14 protein-coding genes are annotated in these 14,002 nt (G+C 68.1%); 11 read left to right on the forward strand and 3 right to left on the reverse strand.

All coding sequences use genetic code 11. The features are described from left to right. Nucleotides 1–283 precede the first annotated feature (283 nt). The 10 genes from bamE (at nt 284) to OOZ48_RS08735 (ending at nt 10,689) form a co-directional block, all read left to right on the forward strand. Nucleotides 284–580, forward strand: coding sequence for an outer membrane protein assembly factor BamE domain-containing protein (gene bamE, locus OOZ48_RS08690; protein ID WP_269497362.1), 297 nt, complete (start codon nt 284–286; stop codon nt 578–580). A gap of 301 nt (nt 581–881) precedes the next feature. Then, nucleotides 882–1,955, forward strand: coding sequence for a BMP family ABC transporter substrate-binding protein (locus OOZ48_RS08695; RefSeq protein ID WP_269497363.1), 1,074 nt, complete (start codon nt 882–884; stop codon nt 1,953–1,955). A 31-nt stretch (nt 1,956–1,986) separates the two neighbouring features. Next, a complete protein-coding gene (locus OOZ48_RS08700; RefSeq protein WP_269497364.1) occupies nt 1,987–3,567 on the forward strand; it encodes an ABC transporter ATP-binding protein in 1,581 nt (526 codons plus the stop codon). A gap of 31 nt (nt 3,568–3,598) precedes the next feature. Continuing rightward, entirely contained in the window at nt 3,599–4,651 is a 1,053-nt protein-coding gene (locus OOZ48_RS08705) for an ABC transporter permease (RefSeq protein WP_442867557.1), read from the forward strand. After that, on the forward strand, nt 4,651–5,571 hold the full coding sequence (locus tag OOZ48_RS08710) for an ABC transporter permease (RefSeq protein WP_269497366.1): 921 nt from the start codon (nt 4,651–4,653) through the stop codon (nt 5,569–5,571). Before OOZ48_RS08705 ends, OOZ48_RS08710 begins: the two co-directional genes overlap by 1 nt. A gap of 36 nt (nt 5,572–5,607) precedes the next feature. Next, entirely contained in the window at nt 5,608–6,126 is a 519-nt protein-coding gene (locus OOZ48_RS08715) for a nucleoside deaminase (protein WP_269497367.1), read from the forward strand. Nucleotides 6,127–6,149: 23 nt separating this feature from the next. Further along, a complete protein-coding gene (locus tag OOZ48_RS08720) occupies nt 6,150–7,025 on the forward strand; it encodes an FAD binding domain-containing protein (RefSeq protein ID WP_269497368.1) in 876 nt (291 codons plus the stop codon). Continuing rightward, the gene (locus OOZ48_RS08725; RefSeq protein ID WP_269497369.1) at nt 7,016–7,489 is read left to right on the forward strand and encodes a (2Fe-2S)-binding protein; all 474 of its coding nucleotides are present in this window, start codon (nt 7,016–7,018) and stop codon (nt 7,487–7,489) included. The genes OOZ48_RS08720 and OOZ48_RS08725 overlap by 10 nt, the downstream gene beginning before the upstream one ends. 41 nt (nt 7,490–7,530) lie before the next feature. Beyond that, nucleotides 7,531–9,888, forward strand: coding sequence for a xanthine dehydrogenase family protein molybdopterin-binding subunit (locus OOZ48_RS08730; protein WP_269497370.1), 2,358 nt, complete (start codon nt 7,531–7,533; stop codon nt 9,886–9,888). A 33-nt stretch (nt 9,889–9,921) separates the two neighbouring features. Beyond that, nucleotides 9,922–10,689 (forward strand): GntR family transcriptional regulator, encoded by a 768-nt coding sequence (locus tag OOZ48_RS08735; protein ID WP_269497371.1) that lies wholly within the window; start codon nt 9,922–9,924, stop codon nt 10,687–10,689. A 36-nt stretch (nt 10,690–10,725) separates the two neighbouring features. On the opposite strand, the gene OOZ48_RS08740 is transcribed toward OOZ48_RS08735, so the two are convergent. After that, nucleotides 10,726–11,781, reverse strand: coding sequence for an XdhC family protein (locus OOZ48_RS08740; RefSeq protein WP_269497372.1), 1,056 nt, complete (start codon nt 11,779–11,781; stop codon nt 10,726–10,728). 125 nt (nt 11,782–11,906) lie between these two features. Between OOZ48_RS08740 and OOZ48_RS08745 the strand changes: the two genes are divergently transcribed. Beyond that, a complete protein-coding gene (locus OOZ48_RS08745; RefSeq protein WP_269497373.1) occupies nt 11,907–12,788 on the forward strand; it encodes an AEC family transporter in 882 nt (293 codons plus the stop codon). A gap of 16 nt (nt 12,789–12,804) precedes the next feature. On the opposite strand, the gene minE is transcribed toward OOZ48_RS08745, so the two are convergent. Together minE and minD are read right to left on the reverse strand one after the other, a co-directional pair. Beyond that, complete coding sequence (gene minE, locus OOZ48_RS08750) at nt 12,805–13,071, reverse strand: cell division topological specificity factor MinE (protein WP_269497374.1); 267 nt, start codon at nt 13,069–13,071, stop codon at nt 12,805–12,807. Nucleotides 13,072–13,073: 2 nt separating this feature from the next. Continuing rightward, nucleotides 13,074–13,889, reverse strand: a complete 816-nt coding sequence (gene minD / locus OOZ48_RS08755) for a septum site-determining protein MinD (RefSeq protein ID WP_269497375.1) — start codon at nt 13,887–13,889, stop codon at nt 13,074–13,076. Nucleotides 13,890–14,002 lie beyond the last annotated feature (113 nt).

A 14,002-nucleotide genomic window follows, 5' to 3' on the forward strand; every position in this document is an offset into this window, starting at 1 on the left:
GCCGTTCATGGCGCGTTTTTCGTGGGCGCGGGCAATACGCTTGTCGTGGCGGTGCGACAGTTCCGTTCGAGACCATCGGCTGCGGCCTGGATCCGCGCGTCGATCACTACATCAAGCCGGTCGAGCGCCACTGGCTGCGCCATATCGTGTTCGCCGACCTGCGTCCCTATGCCCACGTCCTGTTGGCGTCGCTGGTGTCGAACCTGATGGCGCTGGCGAGCATCATCTTTTCCATGCAGGTCTATGACCGGGTGTCCGCTTTCCGATGTATCCGGACGTGCAGATGGAACTGCCCGACTATGACGAGCCGTTCCAGCGCGACGGGGTCATGTCGCAGCCGCAGCGCTTCCGGCAGATCGTCCCGGGCCTGCCGGCGGCCGAGGTGGTGCGCCTGATCGGCCGGCCGCTGGAGAGCGGCGCGGCGGACGGCGCCTGGAACTACAACTTCACGTTCCGGCTGCCGCGTTCGCAGAACTACATGGTGTGCCAGTACAAGGTGGTGTTCGACGCCGATCAGCGGGTCGAGGAGGCCGCCTGGCGCCGCCATCAGTGCCTGGACATCGTGAACGGGGCGCAATAGGGGGGGGCGGGCATTCCCGGCTGCACCGGCGCGGCGCCCGCCGGCGCGTACAGGCTCCAACGGCCGCGAGGGCAATCCCGTGGCCCCACGACCATTATGGTCTCCGTCGAATAGTCAATATTAAGCAGGGGTTTTCCATAAGCCCATAATGTTGACACTTATTGTGCACAAAACATACGATCCTCTGACCGATACGCGACCTGGGGGCGGTCGGTCACGAGGGTCCATCCTCCGGCGCACGCCTGAAATCCCCCGCACAAAAAGAATCCGCAGCGCCTTGCGGATCCATTCGGAGACAAGCATGACGACAAGTCGCAGGACCGTCCTTCTTTCGCTGGCGGCCATGGCCGCCGCCCCCCGCGTGTATGCGCAATCCTCCAAGCCGCTGGACGTCGTCTTCCTGTACGACAACCCGATCGGCGACGTGGGCTGGGTGCGGCAACATGAAAACGGCCGCCTCGCCCTGGAAAAAGCCCTGGGCGGCAAGATCAAGACCCGCTACGTGCAGGTGGCCGCCGGCGCCGATTCCGAGCGCGTCATGCGCACCCTGGCGCAGGGCGGTGCCGACCTGATCTACGGCGTGACCTTCGGCTACATGACGCCCATGTCCAAGGTCGCCAAGCAGTTCCCCAAGACCATCTTCATGAACTGCCAGGGCTTCATGACCGGCAAGAACATGGGGGTGTACGCGGCGCGCACCTACCAGGGCTTCTACATGAACGGCTATCTGGCCGCCAAGATGAGCAAGACCGGCGTCATCGGCTTCATCGCCTCCATGCCCGTCCCGGAAGTCATCCAGGACATCAACGCCATGATGATCGCCATGCGCAGCGTCAACCCCGAGGCCGTGGCCAAGGTCACCTGGCTGAACACCTGGTACGACCCGGGCCGCGAGCGCGAGGCGGCCAATGCGCTGCTGTCCGACGGCGCCGACATCCTGATCTCCGAGCTGTCCTCGCCCGTGGCGGTCCAGGTGGCCCAGGAAAAAGGCGTCTACGCGGCGACCTTCCAGAGCGACATGTCCAAGTACGGCAAGTCGCAGCTGAGCTGTGCCTTGCTCGACTGGTCCCACTTCTATATCCGCAACACCCAGGCGGTCCTGGACAAGACCTGGACATCGCACAACGACTGGCTGGGCGTCAAGGATGACGCGGTCCGGATGATCGCGCTGCATGACGACATCCCGGCGGACGTCAAGGAACAGGTGCTCAAGCTCGAGGCTGGCTTCGCGGACGGCACGCTGCAGCCCTTCACCGGCCCCATCGTCGACCAGGACGGCAAGGAACGCGTCCCCGCGGGCACGACGCTCACCGACGAGCAGAAGCACAAGATCGACTGGCTGGCCGCCGGCATCCAGGGACGCCTGCCGTCCTGAGCAACCCGCCTTCCAGTGAGGGACGATCCGCATGACAGCAAACCTCGTACCCCCGGTGTCGGGCCCGCGGCTTGAAATCCGCGGCCTGACCAAGGCGTATCCAGGCATCGTGGCCAACGACCGGGTGGACTTGACCGTCCAGCCCGGCGAGATCCACGCCGTGCTCGGCGAGAACGGCGCCGGCAAGAGCACCCTCATGAAGAGCATCTACGGCGTGGTGCGGCCCGATGCCGGCGAGATCCGCTGGGAGGGCAAGCCGGTCACGATCCACAGCCCAGGCCACGCCCGGGAACTGGGCATCGGCATGGTATTCCAGCATTTCTCGCTGTTCGAGACGCTGACCGTGACCGAGAACGCGGCGCTGGCGCTGCCCGGCAAGCCCGACCTGAAGGACCTGGCGGCGCGCATCGAGGCGGTCTCGCGCCGCTATGGGCTGGCCATCGATCCGCGCCGCGCCATCCACACCTTGTCGGTGGGCGAGCGCCAGCGGGTCGAGATCATCCGCTGCCTGCTGCAGAATCCGCGCCTGCTGATCATGGACGAACCCACCTCCGTCCTCACGCCGCAGGCGGTGGACAAGCTGTTCGATACCTTGCGCCAATTGTCCGAGGGCGGCTGCAGCATCCTGTACATCAGCCACAAGCTGCACGAGATCAAGGCCTTGTGCAATGCGGTGACCGTGCTGCGCGGCGGCCGGGTGATCGGCACCTGCGATCCCCGGCAGGAAACCACGGCGACGATGGCGCGGCTGATGGTGGGCGCCGAGGTCCAGACCTGCGAAGCCTCGGAATCCAGCGTGGTGGGCGCCCCGGTGCTGGTGGTCGAGGGTCTGTCCAAGCCGGCCGACGATATATTCGGCACCGACCTCGAGGACGTGTCCCTGACGGTCCATGGCGGCGAGATCCTCGGCATCGCCGGGGTCTCGGGCAGCGGCCAGCAGGAACTGCTGGGCCTGCTCTCGGGCGAGGTCCAGGCGCGCGCTGCCGCCTCGATCCGGCTGCTGGGCGTGGATGCGGGGCATCTCGATGCCGCGGCGCGGCGCGGGCTGGGCCTGGGTTTCGTGCCGGAGGAGCGCCTGGGGCGCGGCGCCGTGCCCGGCATGTCGCTGCTGGAAAACACGCTGCTGACGGCGTTCGGCCAGGGCATGGTGGCCCACGGCCTCATCGACGAGCCGGTGGTGGACGCGTTCACGCGGCGCTGCATCGACGAGTTCGGCGTCAAGTGCATCGGCCCGCAGGCGCTGGCCGACAGCCTGTCGGGCGGCAACCTGCAGAAATTCATCGTGGGCCGCGAAATCCTGCAAGGCCCCAAGGTCCTGGTGGTCGCGCAGCCCACCTGGGGGGTCGACGTGCAGGCCAGCGCCTTCATCCGCCGTTCGCTGGTGGCGCTGCGGGATCGGGGGGTGGGCATCCTGGTCGTCTCCGACGACCTGGACGAATTGTTCGAGATCAGCGACCGCATCGCGGTGATCGCCGCCGGCAGGCTGTCGCCGGCCAAGCGGCGGCTGGATACGGACACCGAGGAAGTGGGACTCTGGATGAGTGGACTGTGGCCCGACGGCGGCGATGCGCGCGCCCCGGGCAAGACTGGCGAGGCGCGGCATGTGGCTTAAATTGGAACGCAGACCCCAGCCTTCGAAGGCCATGCGGTACGGGTCGCCGCTGATCACGCTGCTGTTGACGGCGGTCATCGGGACGGCCCTGTTCATTTTCCTAGGACGCGATCCGCTCGAGGCCTTCCACGCCTTGTTCGTCACGCCGCTCAGCAGCCTGTTCGGCATCGGCGAATTGCTGATCAAGGCCTCGCCGCTGATGCTGATCGCCATCGGCCTGACGATCGGCTTTCGCGCCAACGTCTGGAACATCGGCGGCGAGGGCCAGCTGGTCATGGGGGCCATCGCGGGCGGCGGCCTGGCCATTTATTTCCACGACAGCGACAGCCTGTTCCTGCTGCCGGCGATGGTGCTGGCCGGGGCGCTGGGCGGCGCGCTGTGGGCGGCGATCCCGGCGTTTCTGCGCACGCGCTTCAATGCCAACGAGATCCTCACCACCTTGATGCTGAACTACATCGCGCTGCTGTTCCTGGGCTATCTGGTCTATGGTCCCTGGCGCGATCCGGCCGCCTTCAACCTGCCGCAGTCCCGCGTGTTCGAATCCGCGGCGCTGTATCCCATCCTGATCGAGGGCACGCGGCTGAACGCCAGCCTGTTCGTTGCGCTGGCCGCCGTCGCCGCGGGCTGGTTCTTCATGCGCCGCTGCTTCCTCGGCTATCAGATGCGGGTCGCCGGCCTGTCGGATCCCGCCGCCCGCTACTCGGGCATCAAGTCCAGGCGCATCGTCTGGGTCAGCATGCTGATCGGCGGCGTGGCCTCGGGCGTGGCCGGCATCGGCGAGGTGGCCGGCCCGGTCGGCCAGCTGCTGCCGGTGGTCTCGCCGGGCTACGGCTTTGCCGCCATCATCGTCGCCTTCGTCGGGCGCCTGCATCCGGTGGGCATCGTGCTCGCCAGCCTGCTGATGGCCCTGCTGTACCTGGGCGGCGAGGCCGCGCAAATGAGCCTGAACCTGCCCGCGGCCATCACCGGCCTGTTCCAGGGCATGCTGCTGTTCATCCTGCTGGGCACCGAAGTCTTCATCACTTATCGGCTGCGCTTCACGGGCTTTCCCGCGCGCCGTACCGTCCAAGGAGCGACCGCCTGATGGAACTGCTGCTTCCGATCCTCATCGCCACGATTCCCGCGGGCACGGCCGTCCTGTTCGCCGCTCTCGGCGAACTCGTGGTGGAAAAATCCGGGGTCCTGAACCTCGGCGTGGAAGGCATGATGCTGGTGGGGGCGATCGCCGCCTTCGCCGTCGCCTCCACCACCGGCAACCTGTGGCTGGGCGTCAACGCCGGCATACTGGCCGGCATGGTGATGGCGCTGCTGTTCGCCTTCCTCACCCTGACCCTGATGGCCAACCAGATTGCCTGCGGGCTGGCGCTGACGATATTCGGCGTGGGCCTGAGCGCCTACGTCGGCCAGTCCTACCTGAACATCGTGCTGCCGGTCCAGCCCGAGATCGAGATCCCCTTGCTGTCTGACCTGCCGGTGGTGGGCCGGCTGCTGTTCGCGCACCAGCCGCTGGTGTACGTGTCCTGGTTCGTGTTCGCGGGCATCTGGTGGTTCCTGTATCGCAGCCGCTCGGGCCTGACCCTGCGCGCGGTCGGCGAGTCGCCGTCCTCGGCCCATGCGCTGGGCTATTCCGTGATCGGCATCCGCTACCTGGCGATCCTGTTCGGCGGCGCGATGGCGGGCCTGGGCGGCGCCTTCCTGGCCACGATGTACACCCCCATGTGGGTCGAGGGCATGACGGCCGGGCGCGGGTGGATCGCGCTGGCGCTGGTCGTCTTCGGCACCTGGCGGCCCGGCCGGGTCATGCTGGGCGCCTACCTGTTCGGCGGCATCACGGTGGCCCAGCTGTTTGCCCAGAGCCGCGGCGTGGCGGTGTCCTCGCACCTGCTGTCCATGCTGCCTTATATCGCCACGGTCGCGGTGCTGGTCGCGATCTCCAGCAACCCCGTGCGCATCCGCCTGCACACCCCGGCCTCGCTGGGACGCTTGTTCGAACGCACCTCGTAAGGCGGCGCTGACCCCGCCGTTCACATAGGAACCGCCATGAATACCGACATCCGCGACCTGCCCGCCGAAAGGACCGCCCCCACGCGGGAACAGATCATCCGCCACCTGCTGCGCAGCAACGAGGTCGCCAAGCGCGCCATCGGCCTGGGCTGCCATCCCTTCGGCGCCATCCTGGTCGCACCCGACCATGAAACCGTGCTGATCGAGCAGTGCAACATCGACACCGTGCACCATGCCGAGGCGGAGCTCGCGCGCATCGCCTCGCGCAACTTCCGGCCCGAATACCTCTGGCATTGCACCCTGTACACCTCGGTCGAGCCCTGCTGCATGTGCGCCGGGACCGCCTACTGGGCCAATATCGGCCGCGTGGTCTTCGGCCTGACCGAGGCCGAGCTGCTGCAGGCCACGGGCGACCACGACGAGAACCCGACGATGAGCGTGTCCTCGCGCTATGTCTACGACCACTGCCAGAAGGACGTCGAGCTGATCGGTCCGGTGCCCGAGGTGATTCCCGAGGTCGGCGCCTTGCAGCGTGAATTCTGGGCCAGCCGCTGAACGTTCAAAAACCGGATCGACGCATGAAATTCTTTCGTCCCGCCCACCTGTCAGAGGCCTTGAGCATCAAGGCGGAGTTCCCCGATTGCGTGCCGATCGCCGGCGGGACGGACCTGATGGTGATGATCAATTTCGATCGGCGCCGGCCGGCCGCGCTGATGGACCTGGGCGGCATCGCCGAACTGCGCGCCATCGACGAGGGCGCCGACGGCCGCCTGCGCATCGGCGCCGGCGTGACCTGCCGGCGGCTGCACGAGGACTATGCGGACGCATTGCCCGCGCTGGCCACGGCGGCCGGCACGGTGGGCTCGCCGCAGATCCGCAACCGCGCCACGATCGGCGGCAACCTCGCCACCGCATCGCCCGCCGGCGACACGCTGCCGCCGCTGGTGGCCGCCGGCGCGGTGGTGGAGCTGGCCTCGACCCGCGGGACGCGGCGCCTGCCCCTCGAGGAATTCCTCGTCGGCCCCAAGCGCAGCGCCCTGCGGCCCGACGAACTGATCGCGGCCATCGAGGTGCCGCGCCGCAGCGGCCCGCAGCTGTTCTCCAAGGTCGGCACGCGCAACGCCATGGTGATCTCGATCTCCAGCCTCGCCCTCGAGCTGCGGCCGGCGGCGCGCGAGATCCGCTGCGCCATCGGATCCGCGGCGCCCAAGGTCCTGCGGGTCGCGGGGACCGAGGCGCTGGCGGCGTCCTTGCCCTGGCCGGCGGACGGCGAGCCGGCGCGCGCCCTGGGCGGCGACCTGCTGCACGCGTTCGGCGAACTGGTGGGCGGGGCCTGCTCGCCGATCGACGACGTGCGCGGATCGGCCCGCTACCGGCGGCGTTCGCTGGAGGTGCTGGCGCGGCGCAACCTGACTTGGGCCTGGCAATCCCTGGGAGGAACATCATGCAACTGACATGCACCGTCAATGGCCGCGCCTATGCCGCCGAGGACGTCTGGGAGGGCGAATCCCTGCTGTACGTGCTGCGCGAGCGCTTCGGGCTCTACGGCTCCAAGAACGCCTGCGAGCAGGGCGAGTGCGGATCCTGCACGGTCCTGATCGACGGCGACCCCGTGTGCGCCTGCCTGGTCGCGGCCGGCCAGGCCGAGGGCGCGCACATCACCACGGTCGAGGGCGTGGCCGATGGCGGCGGATTGGCCGCCGTCCAGGCGGCGCTCACCGAAACCGGCGGCGTCCAATGCGGGTTCTGTACGCCGGGGATCGTGGTCGCGGCGCACGAGCTGCTGTCCCGCAACGCCGCGCCCAGCCGCCTGGACATCCGCGAGGCGCTGGCCGGCAACCTGTGCCGCTGCACGGGCTACGAACAAATCATCGAGGCGGTCGAGCGGGCGGCCGTGCGCATGAAGGCCGGGGCCTAGGCCAGTGCCGCGTCCCGCGCTATTTTCAAGGTAGAGAACCCATGGGCACATTTTCCAAGCAGGGGGCGGTCGACGCCCCGTCGTCCCGCCGCGGCCGGATCGGCGATTCCCCGGTGCGGCCCGACGCCGCGCCCAAGGTCACGGGCGGATTCGAGTACGCCTCCGACTTGACCGCGCCGGACATGCTGTGGGGGGCGACGCTGCGCAGCCCGCATGCCCATGCCCGCATCCTGGCCATCGATACCCGCGAAGCGCAGGCGCTGCCGGGCGTGCATGCCGTCCTGACGGCCGCGGACGTGCCCGGCCTGAACCGCCACGGCCTCGAACGGCCGGACCAGCCCGTCATCGCCGAGGACATCGTGCGCTACGAGGGCGAGCCCGTCGTCATCGTCGCGGCCACGCATCCCGAGATCGCCCGGCGCGCGCTCGAGGCCGTGCATGTCGAATACGAGGTGCTGGAACCCCTCATCGATCCCTGGGCGGCGGCCTTCGACCCGGACCTGCGCCGGATTCATCCGGACGGCAACATCGTGCGGCACATCCCCGTGCGGCGCGGCGACCTGGACGCCGCGCGGGCCGCATCGGACGTGGTGGTCTCGGGAGAATACGAGGTCGGCATGCAGGACCAGGCCTTCCTCGGCCCCGAGGCCGGCCTGGCGCGCGCCTTGCCCGGCGGCGGCGTCCAGCTGCAGGTCGCCTCGCAATGGATCCATTACGACCGCATGCAGATCGCGCGCGCGCTGGACCTGCCGACCGATCGCGTGCGGGTGGCGCTGTCGGGCATCGGCGGAGCCTTCGGCGGCCGCGAAGACCTGACCGTCCACGTGCATGCCTGCATGCTGGCGCTGCGCACCGGCCGTCCCGTCAAGATGATGTACAACCGCGAGGAATCCTTTCACGGGCACGTCCATCGCCATCCCGTGCGCATGCGCTACGAGCATGGCGCCAGCCGCGACGGCGTCCTCCAGTACGTCCGCGCCACCATCGTCTTCGACGGCGGCCCGTATGCCTCCTGCTCGCCCGAGGTCATCTTCAATGCGGCCGTGTACGGGGCGGGACCCTATGTGACGCGCGCGACGCGCAACGACTGCTACGCGGTGTTCACCAACAATCCGGTCTGCGGCGCCATGCGGGGCTTCGGCGCGGTCCAGGTGGCCGTCGGCTACGAGGCGCAGATGGACAAGCTGGCCCACGCCCTGGGCATGGATCCGGTCGACTTCCGGCAAAAGAACGCCCTGGCGCAGGGCGCCGTCATGCCGACCACCGGCCAGCCCGTCACGGCGCCGGCGCCCGTGGCCGAGATGCTGCAACTGGTGCGCGGCCTGCCGCTGCCGCCGTCCAGGGACGACGACCAGCGCAATATGCCGGGCGGCCTGGCCAGCACGACCCGCGGCGAGGGCGTCCGGCGGGGCGTGGGCTATGCGGTGGGCTTCAAGAACGTCGCCTTCGGCGAGGGCGCGGACGACCACTCGACCGCCAGCGTCCGGCTGGAACGGATCGGCGGCGAGCCCGTCGCCACCGTGGGCACCGCGGCGGCCGAGGTGGGGCAGGGCATCTACACGGTCCTTGGCCAGATCGTCCGCGAGGAGCTCGGCGACATCGAGGTGCGCTTCGAGACCGGCGACACGACCCTGGGCGACCCGGGCGCCACCTCCGCCTCGCGGCAGACTTACATGAGCGGTGGGGCCGTCAAGATGGCGTGCGAGCAGGTTCGCCAGGCGCTGCTGGCGCGCGCGGCGGGCCGCCTGCCGGCCGGCGCGGCCGGGCCGGTGTTCGACCGCGGCCGGATGGTGTCGCCCGGCATCGACATGCCGATGTCGGAACTGCTCGATACGCCGATCGTGGAAACGGCCAGGCACCATCACCGGCCGACCGAAACCCTGAATCCGGACAACGGGCAGGGCGCCGTCACCCTGCAGTTCGCATTCTGCGCGCACCGGGCGGTGGTCGACGTCGACATCGAGCTGGGGATCATCAAGGTGGTGGCGCTGGACGCCGTGCAGGACGTCGGCCGGGCGCTCAATCCGACGACCATCACGGGACAGATCCAGGGCGGATCGCTGCAGGGCATGGGGCTGGCGGTGATGGAGGAACTGCTGGTCCACGAAGGCAAGCTGCGCAATCCCTCGTTCACGGACTACCTCATTCCCACCATCGTCGATGCGCCGTCGATGCAGGTCCGCATCATCGAGCACCCCGACCAGGACGCGCCCTACGGCCTGCGCGGGGTCGGCGAGCCGCCGACGATCTCCAGCGTCGCCGCCGTCGCCGCGGCCGTGCGGGATGCGACCGGGCTCGCGCTTGCGCGCGTGCCGGTGCGCGCGGATGATATCGTGTTTGGCGACCCGGCCGACACCGCTCCCGCCGGCAAGGCTGCCGAGGTCGCCGCCATGCAGTAAGGCCCCGGCCGAAAAAAGAATGCATCCGACCGAATGAAACAGGATCTCGACCACCAGCGCCATGCCCTGCTCGAGGGCGCCCTCAGCGAATTTCACTCGCGCCACTCGGGTGGCGGCTCGCCCGCCAGCGAGGAAAGCGGCGAGGATCGCGTCTATCGGGTGTTGTTCGACAGCATCCTGGAACACCGCCTGGCCCCGGGCATGAAGCTCAAGGAGGTCCCCCTGGCCGAGGCCTTCGGCGTGACGCGAGGGGTGGTGCGCAAGGCCCTCGCGCGCCTGTCGGCCCTGAAACTGGTGAACCTGCGCGCCAACCGCGGCGCGGCCGTGGCCAATCCCTCCGGCAAGGAAGCCCAGCAGATCTTCGAGGCGCGGCGCCTCGTCGAGATCGCCCTGATCGAGCGGCTGGCCGGCATCGCCACGGCGCGGCAGGTCGAGGAATTGCGCCGCTTCGTCAAGGCCGAGCACGACAGCTACGACAGCGGCGACACCCGATCCGGCATCTGGCTGTCGATGGGTTTCCACATCAAGCTTGGCGAGTACGCCGACAACGCCGTGCTGTCGGAATTCCTCGAGCGCCTCGTCGTCCAGACGCCGCTGATCTTTCTCGTCGACGGTCACGGGCATCCGGGCAAGTCCTGCTCGGCGCGCGAGCACACCGAGATCATCGACGCCATCGCCGCGGGTGATCCGAAACAGGCGGCGGCCTGCATGGACGCGCACTTGCGGCACGTCGAGCACAGCGCGCAACCGCGCCGCACAGGGCCAAAATCCGAACTCTCGCAGTTGCTGGGCCTGGACTGAGACTCGCCGGTCGCTCGCCGGCGAGCCCATGATGCCCTAGCGTCCGGGCAGCGCGCAGGCCGAGTCGGTCAGGCCCGCCAGGGCCAGGCCGCCGTCCTTGGCGCTGCGCACGTCCAGCGCCTTGGTCACCGGGATGCCGTTTTTGACGGCGATGATCTCGGCCATGATGCTGACCGCGATCTCGGAGGGCGTCTTGCTGCCGATGAAGATCCCCACGGGGCCGCGCAGGCGATCCATGGCGGCCTCGCTGAGCTCGAAATGCTGGATCAGGCGCCGGCGGCGCGCATCCTGGTTGCGGCGCGAGCCGATGGCGCCCACGTAGAAGGCATCCGATTCCAGGGCCTCCATCAAGGCCAGGTCGTCCAGTTTCGGATCGTGGCTGAGCGCCACGATGCAGGTCCTGCGGTCCGGCCGGCAGGCGGTGACCGCGTCGTCGGGCATGTCGGTCACGACCGTGGCGCCCGGCACGGACCAGCCGCGCGTGTACTCGATGCGCGGGTCGCAGACCGTCACGGTAAAGCCCGAGAACAGCGCCATGGTGGCCAGGTATTCGGCCAGCTGGCCCGCGCCGATCAGCAGCATCCGGTAGCCCGGGCCGAAGGTGGCGGACAGCGTCCGGCCGTCCATGCGCAGGTCGGCGGGGGCCTCGGCCGCGGCCAGCGCCGCATGGCCGTCGGACAGGCGCAGCGTGCGGCGCATGAGGTGTCCGGATTCGAGGTGCCGCAACAGGTCGCGCAGGCCATCGGCCTGGGGATTGTATTCCACGACCAGTTCCAGCGTGCCGCCGCAGGGCAGCCCGAAGCGGTGCGCCTCGTCGGCGGTCACGCCGTACTTCAGCCGTTCAGTGCCGCCGCGGGCATGCCAGCGCGTGCCCTCGGCGCCGTCCGGGCGATGCCGCGCGATCAGGTCGTCCTCGATGCAGCCGCCCGACACCGAGCCGGTCACCGTGCCGTCCTGGCACAGCGCCATGATGGAGCCGATCGGACGGGGGGATGATCCCCAGGTGCGCACCACGGTGACGAGTATCGCCGCGAGGCCCCGGGCCCGCCAGTCGGCGAGCGTCTTCAGTACGATGAAGTCGATGTTTTCCATGGTCCGATCCGGCAATGCCGCATTCAAATGATTGTACACAAAAATTGTGCACAAATAGCCGGGTCCCCGCCCCGACTGCCATTGGGCGGTACACTGTCGGCCTTCATTCCGCCGCCGGCCCCTTCATGTTACTCACCCTGTTGAATATCGTCATTCCGGTCTTCGTCGTGGCCGCGGTCGGTTTCGTGTCCGGCCGCCACCAGCGGCGCCTGCCCGACATGACGTTCATCAACTACGTCAATGTGACGGTGTTCGTGCCGGCGCTGGTGTTCTCGGCGCTGGTCGGCAATCCCGTCGACCTGGTCCGGGGCTGGCCGCTGCTGGCGGCGGGGGTGCTGATCATCCTGCTGCCCGGCCTGCTGCTGGCGCTGGTGCGCCGGCCCGGCATCGCGCGGTCGGCCTACCTGATGGTGGGCATGTTCCGCAACACGGGCAACATCGGCATCCCGCTGATGATGCTGGCCTATGGCAAGCATCTGCTGGGCGACATCATCGTGCTGTTCGTATTGTCGAACGTGCTGCATTTCTCGATCGGCCTGTTCATCCTCAGCGGCGGGCGCAACCACTGGATGTGGCTGCGCAATCCCAATATCTGGGCGGCGGTGCTGGGGGTGGTGTTCAGCACGCGGCCCGAGGTGCTGCCGCAGTTCCTGCTGACCAGCCTGGAACTGCTGGGCCAGATCGCCGTGCCGCTGATGCTCTTCGGCCTGGGAGTGCGGCTGTCTCAGGACCGCATCGAACAACTGGGCCTGGCCTTGCGCATCAACGGCGCCTACCTGCTGGCCGGCGCCCTGGCCCTGGGCATCGTCCTGTGGCTGCTGCCGCTGACGCCTGAATGGACACGGCTGATCGCGCTGTCGGCGATGCTGCCGCCCGCGGTCCTGAACTACCTGCTGTGCGAACACTACAAGGTCGAACCGCGCGCCGTGGCCAGCGTGGTCCTGGTCGGCAACCTGTTGTCGATCGCCACCGTGCCGCTGGTCGTCTGGCTGACGCTGACGGTCTGAGGTGCGCGCCCCTGCCTTAGCCGCGGACCTCGGCCTGCGGCATCTCGATCTTGACCTCGAGCACCTCGAGCGAATCCTGCCGGTCGAGGTTGACCTTGATGTCGTCCGGGTTGATGTGCACGTAGCGCGAGATCACCTCGATCAGTTCCCTTTGCAGTTGCGGCAGGAAATCCGGTGTATTGCGGCCCGCGCCGCGCTCGTTGATCAGAATCAGTTGCAGGCGGTCCTTGGCGATGCTTGCCGAGGATTTCTTTTGGCCGCGCAGAAAATCCAGGAACGACATGATCATTTCCCCCCGAACAGGCGCTTGAGCAGGCCGGGTTTTTCGTAGTCGACGAAGCGCAGGGGCTTGTCCTCGCCCAGGTAGCGCGCCACCACGTCCTGGTAGGCCAGCGCCACGTCGCTATCGCGGATGTGGATGGCGGGAATGCCCTGGTTGGAGGCCTGCAGCACGGTTTCCGATTCGGGGATCACGCCGATCAGGCGGATGCGCAGGATGTCCTCGATGTCCTTGAGAGACAGCATCTCGCCGTCGGCGACGCGCTTGGGGTTGTAGCGCGTCAGCAGCAGGTGTTCCTTGATGGGTTCCTCGCCTTTTTCGGCGCGGCGGGACTTGGCCGACAGAATCCCCAGGATGCGGTCCGAGTCGCGCACCGAGGACACTTCGGGGTTGGTCACCACCAGCGCGTCGTCGGCGAAATACGAGGCCATCACCGCGCCGGTCTCGATCCCTGCGGGCGAATCGCACACGATGTATTCGAAATCCATGTCCGCCAGGTCCTTGAGGACCTTTTCCACGCCCTCCCGGGTGAGGGCGTCCTTGTCGCGCGTCTGGGACGCCGGCAGGATGTAGAGGTTTTCCAGCTGCTTGTCGCGGATCAGGGCCTGGTGGAGGGTGGCCTCGCCGTTGATGACGTTCACGAAGTCGTAGACGACGCGGCGCTCGCAGCCCATGATCAGGTCCAGGTTGCGCAGGCCGACGTCGAAATCGATCACCGCGGTCTTGTGGCCATGCATGGCCAGGCCGGCGGCGAAGCTTGCGCTGGTGGTGGTCTTGCCCACACCGCCCTTGCCGGAGGTCACTACAACGATGCGCGCCATGACGAATTATTCCCCTGTTGTCGAAATCATGTAATCGTAAAGCAAAACCCGCGCCGCCACGCGGTCATCTGTATGCGGCCGTGTCCCGGCGCAACAAATTGCTGTCCGGCGGC

Source organism: Castellaniella sp. S9 (assembly GCF_027257175.1).
GTDB lineage: Bacteria > Pseudomonadota > Gammaproteobacteria > Burkholderiales > Burkholderiaceae_B > Castellaniella.

What these genes read in the sequence shown, in the direction of transcription:
- bamE (WP_269497362.1), top strand. Translation starts at nt 284, where the DNA reads ATGGAACTGCCCGACTATGACGAGCCGTTCCAGCGCGACGGGGTCATG.
- OOZ48_RS08695 (WP_269497363.1), top strand. Translation starts at nt 882, where the DNA reads ATGACGACAAGTCGCAGGACCGTCCTTCTTTCGCTGGCGGCCATGGCC.
- OOZ48_RS08700 (WP_269497364.1), top strand. Translation starts at nt 1,987, where the DNA reads ATGACAGCAAACCTCGTACCCCCGGTGTCGGGCCCGCGGCTTGAAATC.
- OOZ48_RS08705 (WP_442867557.1), top strand. Translation starts at nt 3,599, where the DNA reads ATGCGGTACGGGTCGCCGCTGATCACGCTGCTGTTGACGGCGGTCATC.
- OOZ48_RS08710 (WP_269497366.1), top strand. Translation starts at nt 4,651, where the DNA reads ATGGAACTGCTGCTTCCGATCCTCATCGCCACGATTCCCGCGGGCACG.
- OOZ48_RS08715 (WP_269497367.1), top strand. Translation starts at nt 5,608, where the DNA reads ATGAATACCGACATCCGCGACCTGCCCGCCGAAAGGACCGCCCCCACG.
- OOZ48_RS08720 (WP_269497368.1), top strand. Translation starts at nt 6,150, where the DNA reads ATGAAATTCTTTCGTCCCGCCCACCTGTCAGAGGCCTTGAGCATCAAG.
- OOZ48_RS08725 (WP_269497369.1), top strand. Translation starts at nt 7,016, where the DNA reads ATGCAACTGACATGCACCGTCAATGGCCGCGCCTATGCCGCCGAGGAC.
- OOZ48_RS08730 (WP_269497370.1), top strand. Translation starts at nt 7,531, where the DNA reads ATGGGCACATTTTCCAAGCAGGGGGCGGTCGACGCCCCGTCGTCCCGC.
- OOZ48_RS08735 (WP_269497371.1), top strand. Translation starts at nt 9,922, where the DNA reads ATGAAACAGGATCTCGACCACCAGCGCCATGCCCTGCTCGAGGGCGCC.
- OOZ48_RS08740 (WP_269497372.1), bottom strand. Translation starts at nt 11,781, where the DNA reads ATGGAAAACATCGACTTCATCGTACTGAAGACGCTCGCCGACTGGCGG.
- OOZ48_RS08745 (WP_269497373.1), top strand. Translation starts at nt 11,907, where the DNA reads ATGTTACTCACCCTGTTGAATATCGTCATTCCGGTCTTCGTCGTGGCC.
- minE (WP_269497374.1), bottom strand. Translation starts at nt 13,071, where the DNA reads ATGTCGTTCCTGGATTTTCTGCGCGGCCAAAAGAAATCCTCGGCAAGC.
- minD (WP_269497375.1), bottom strand. Translation starts at nt 13,889, where the DNA reads ATGGCGCGCATCGTTGTAGTGACCTCCGGCAAGGGCGGTGTGGGCAAG.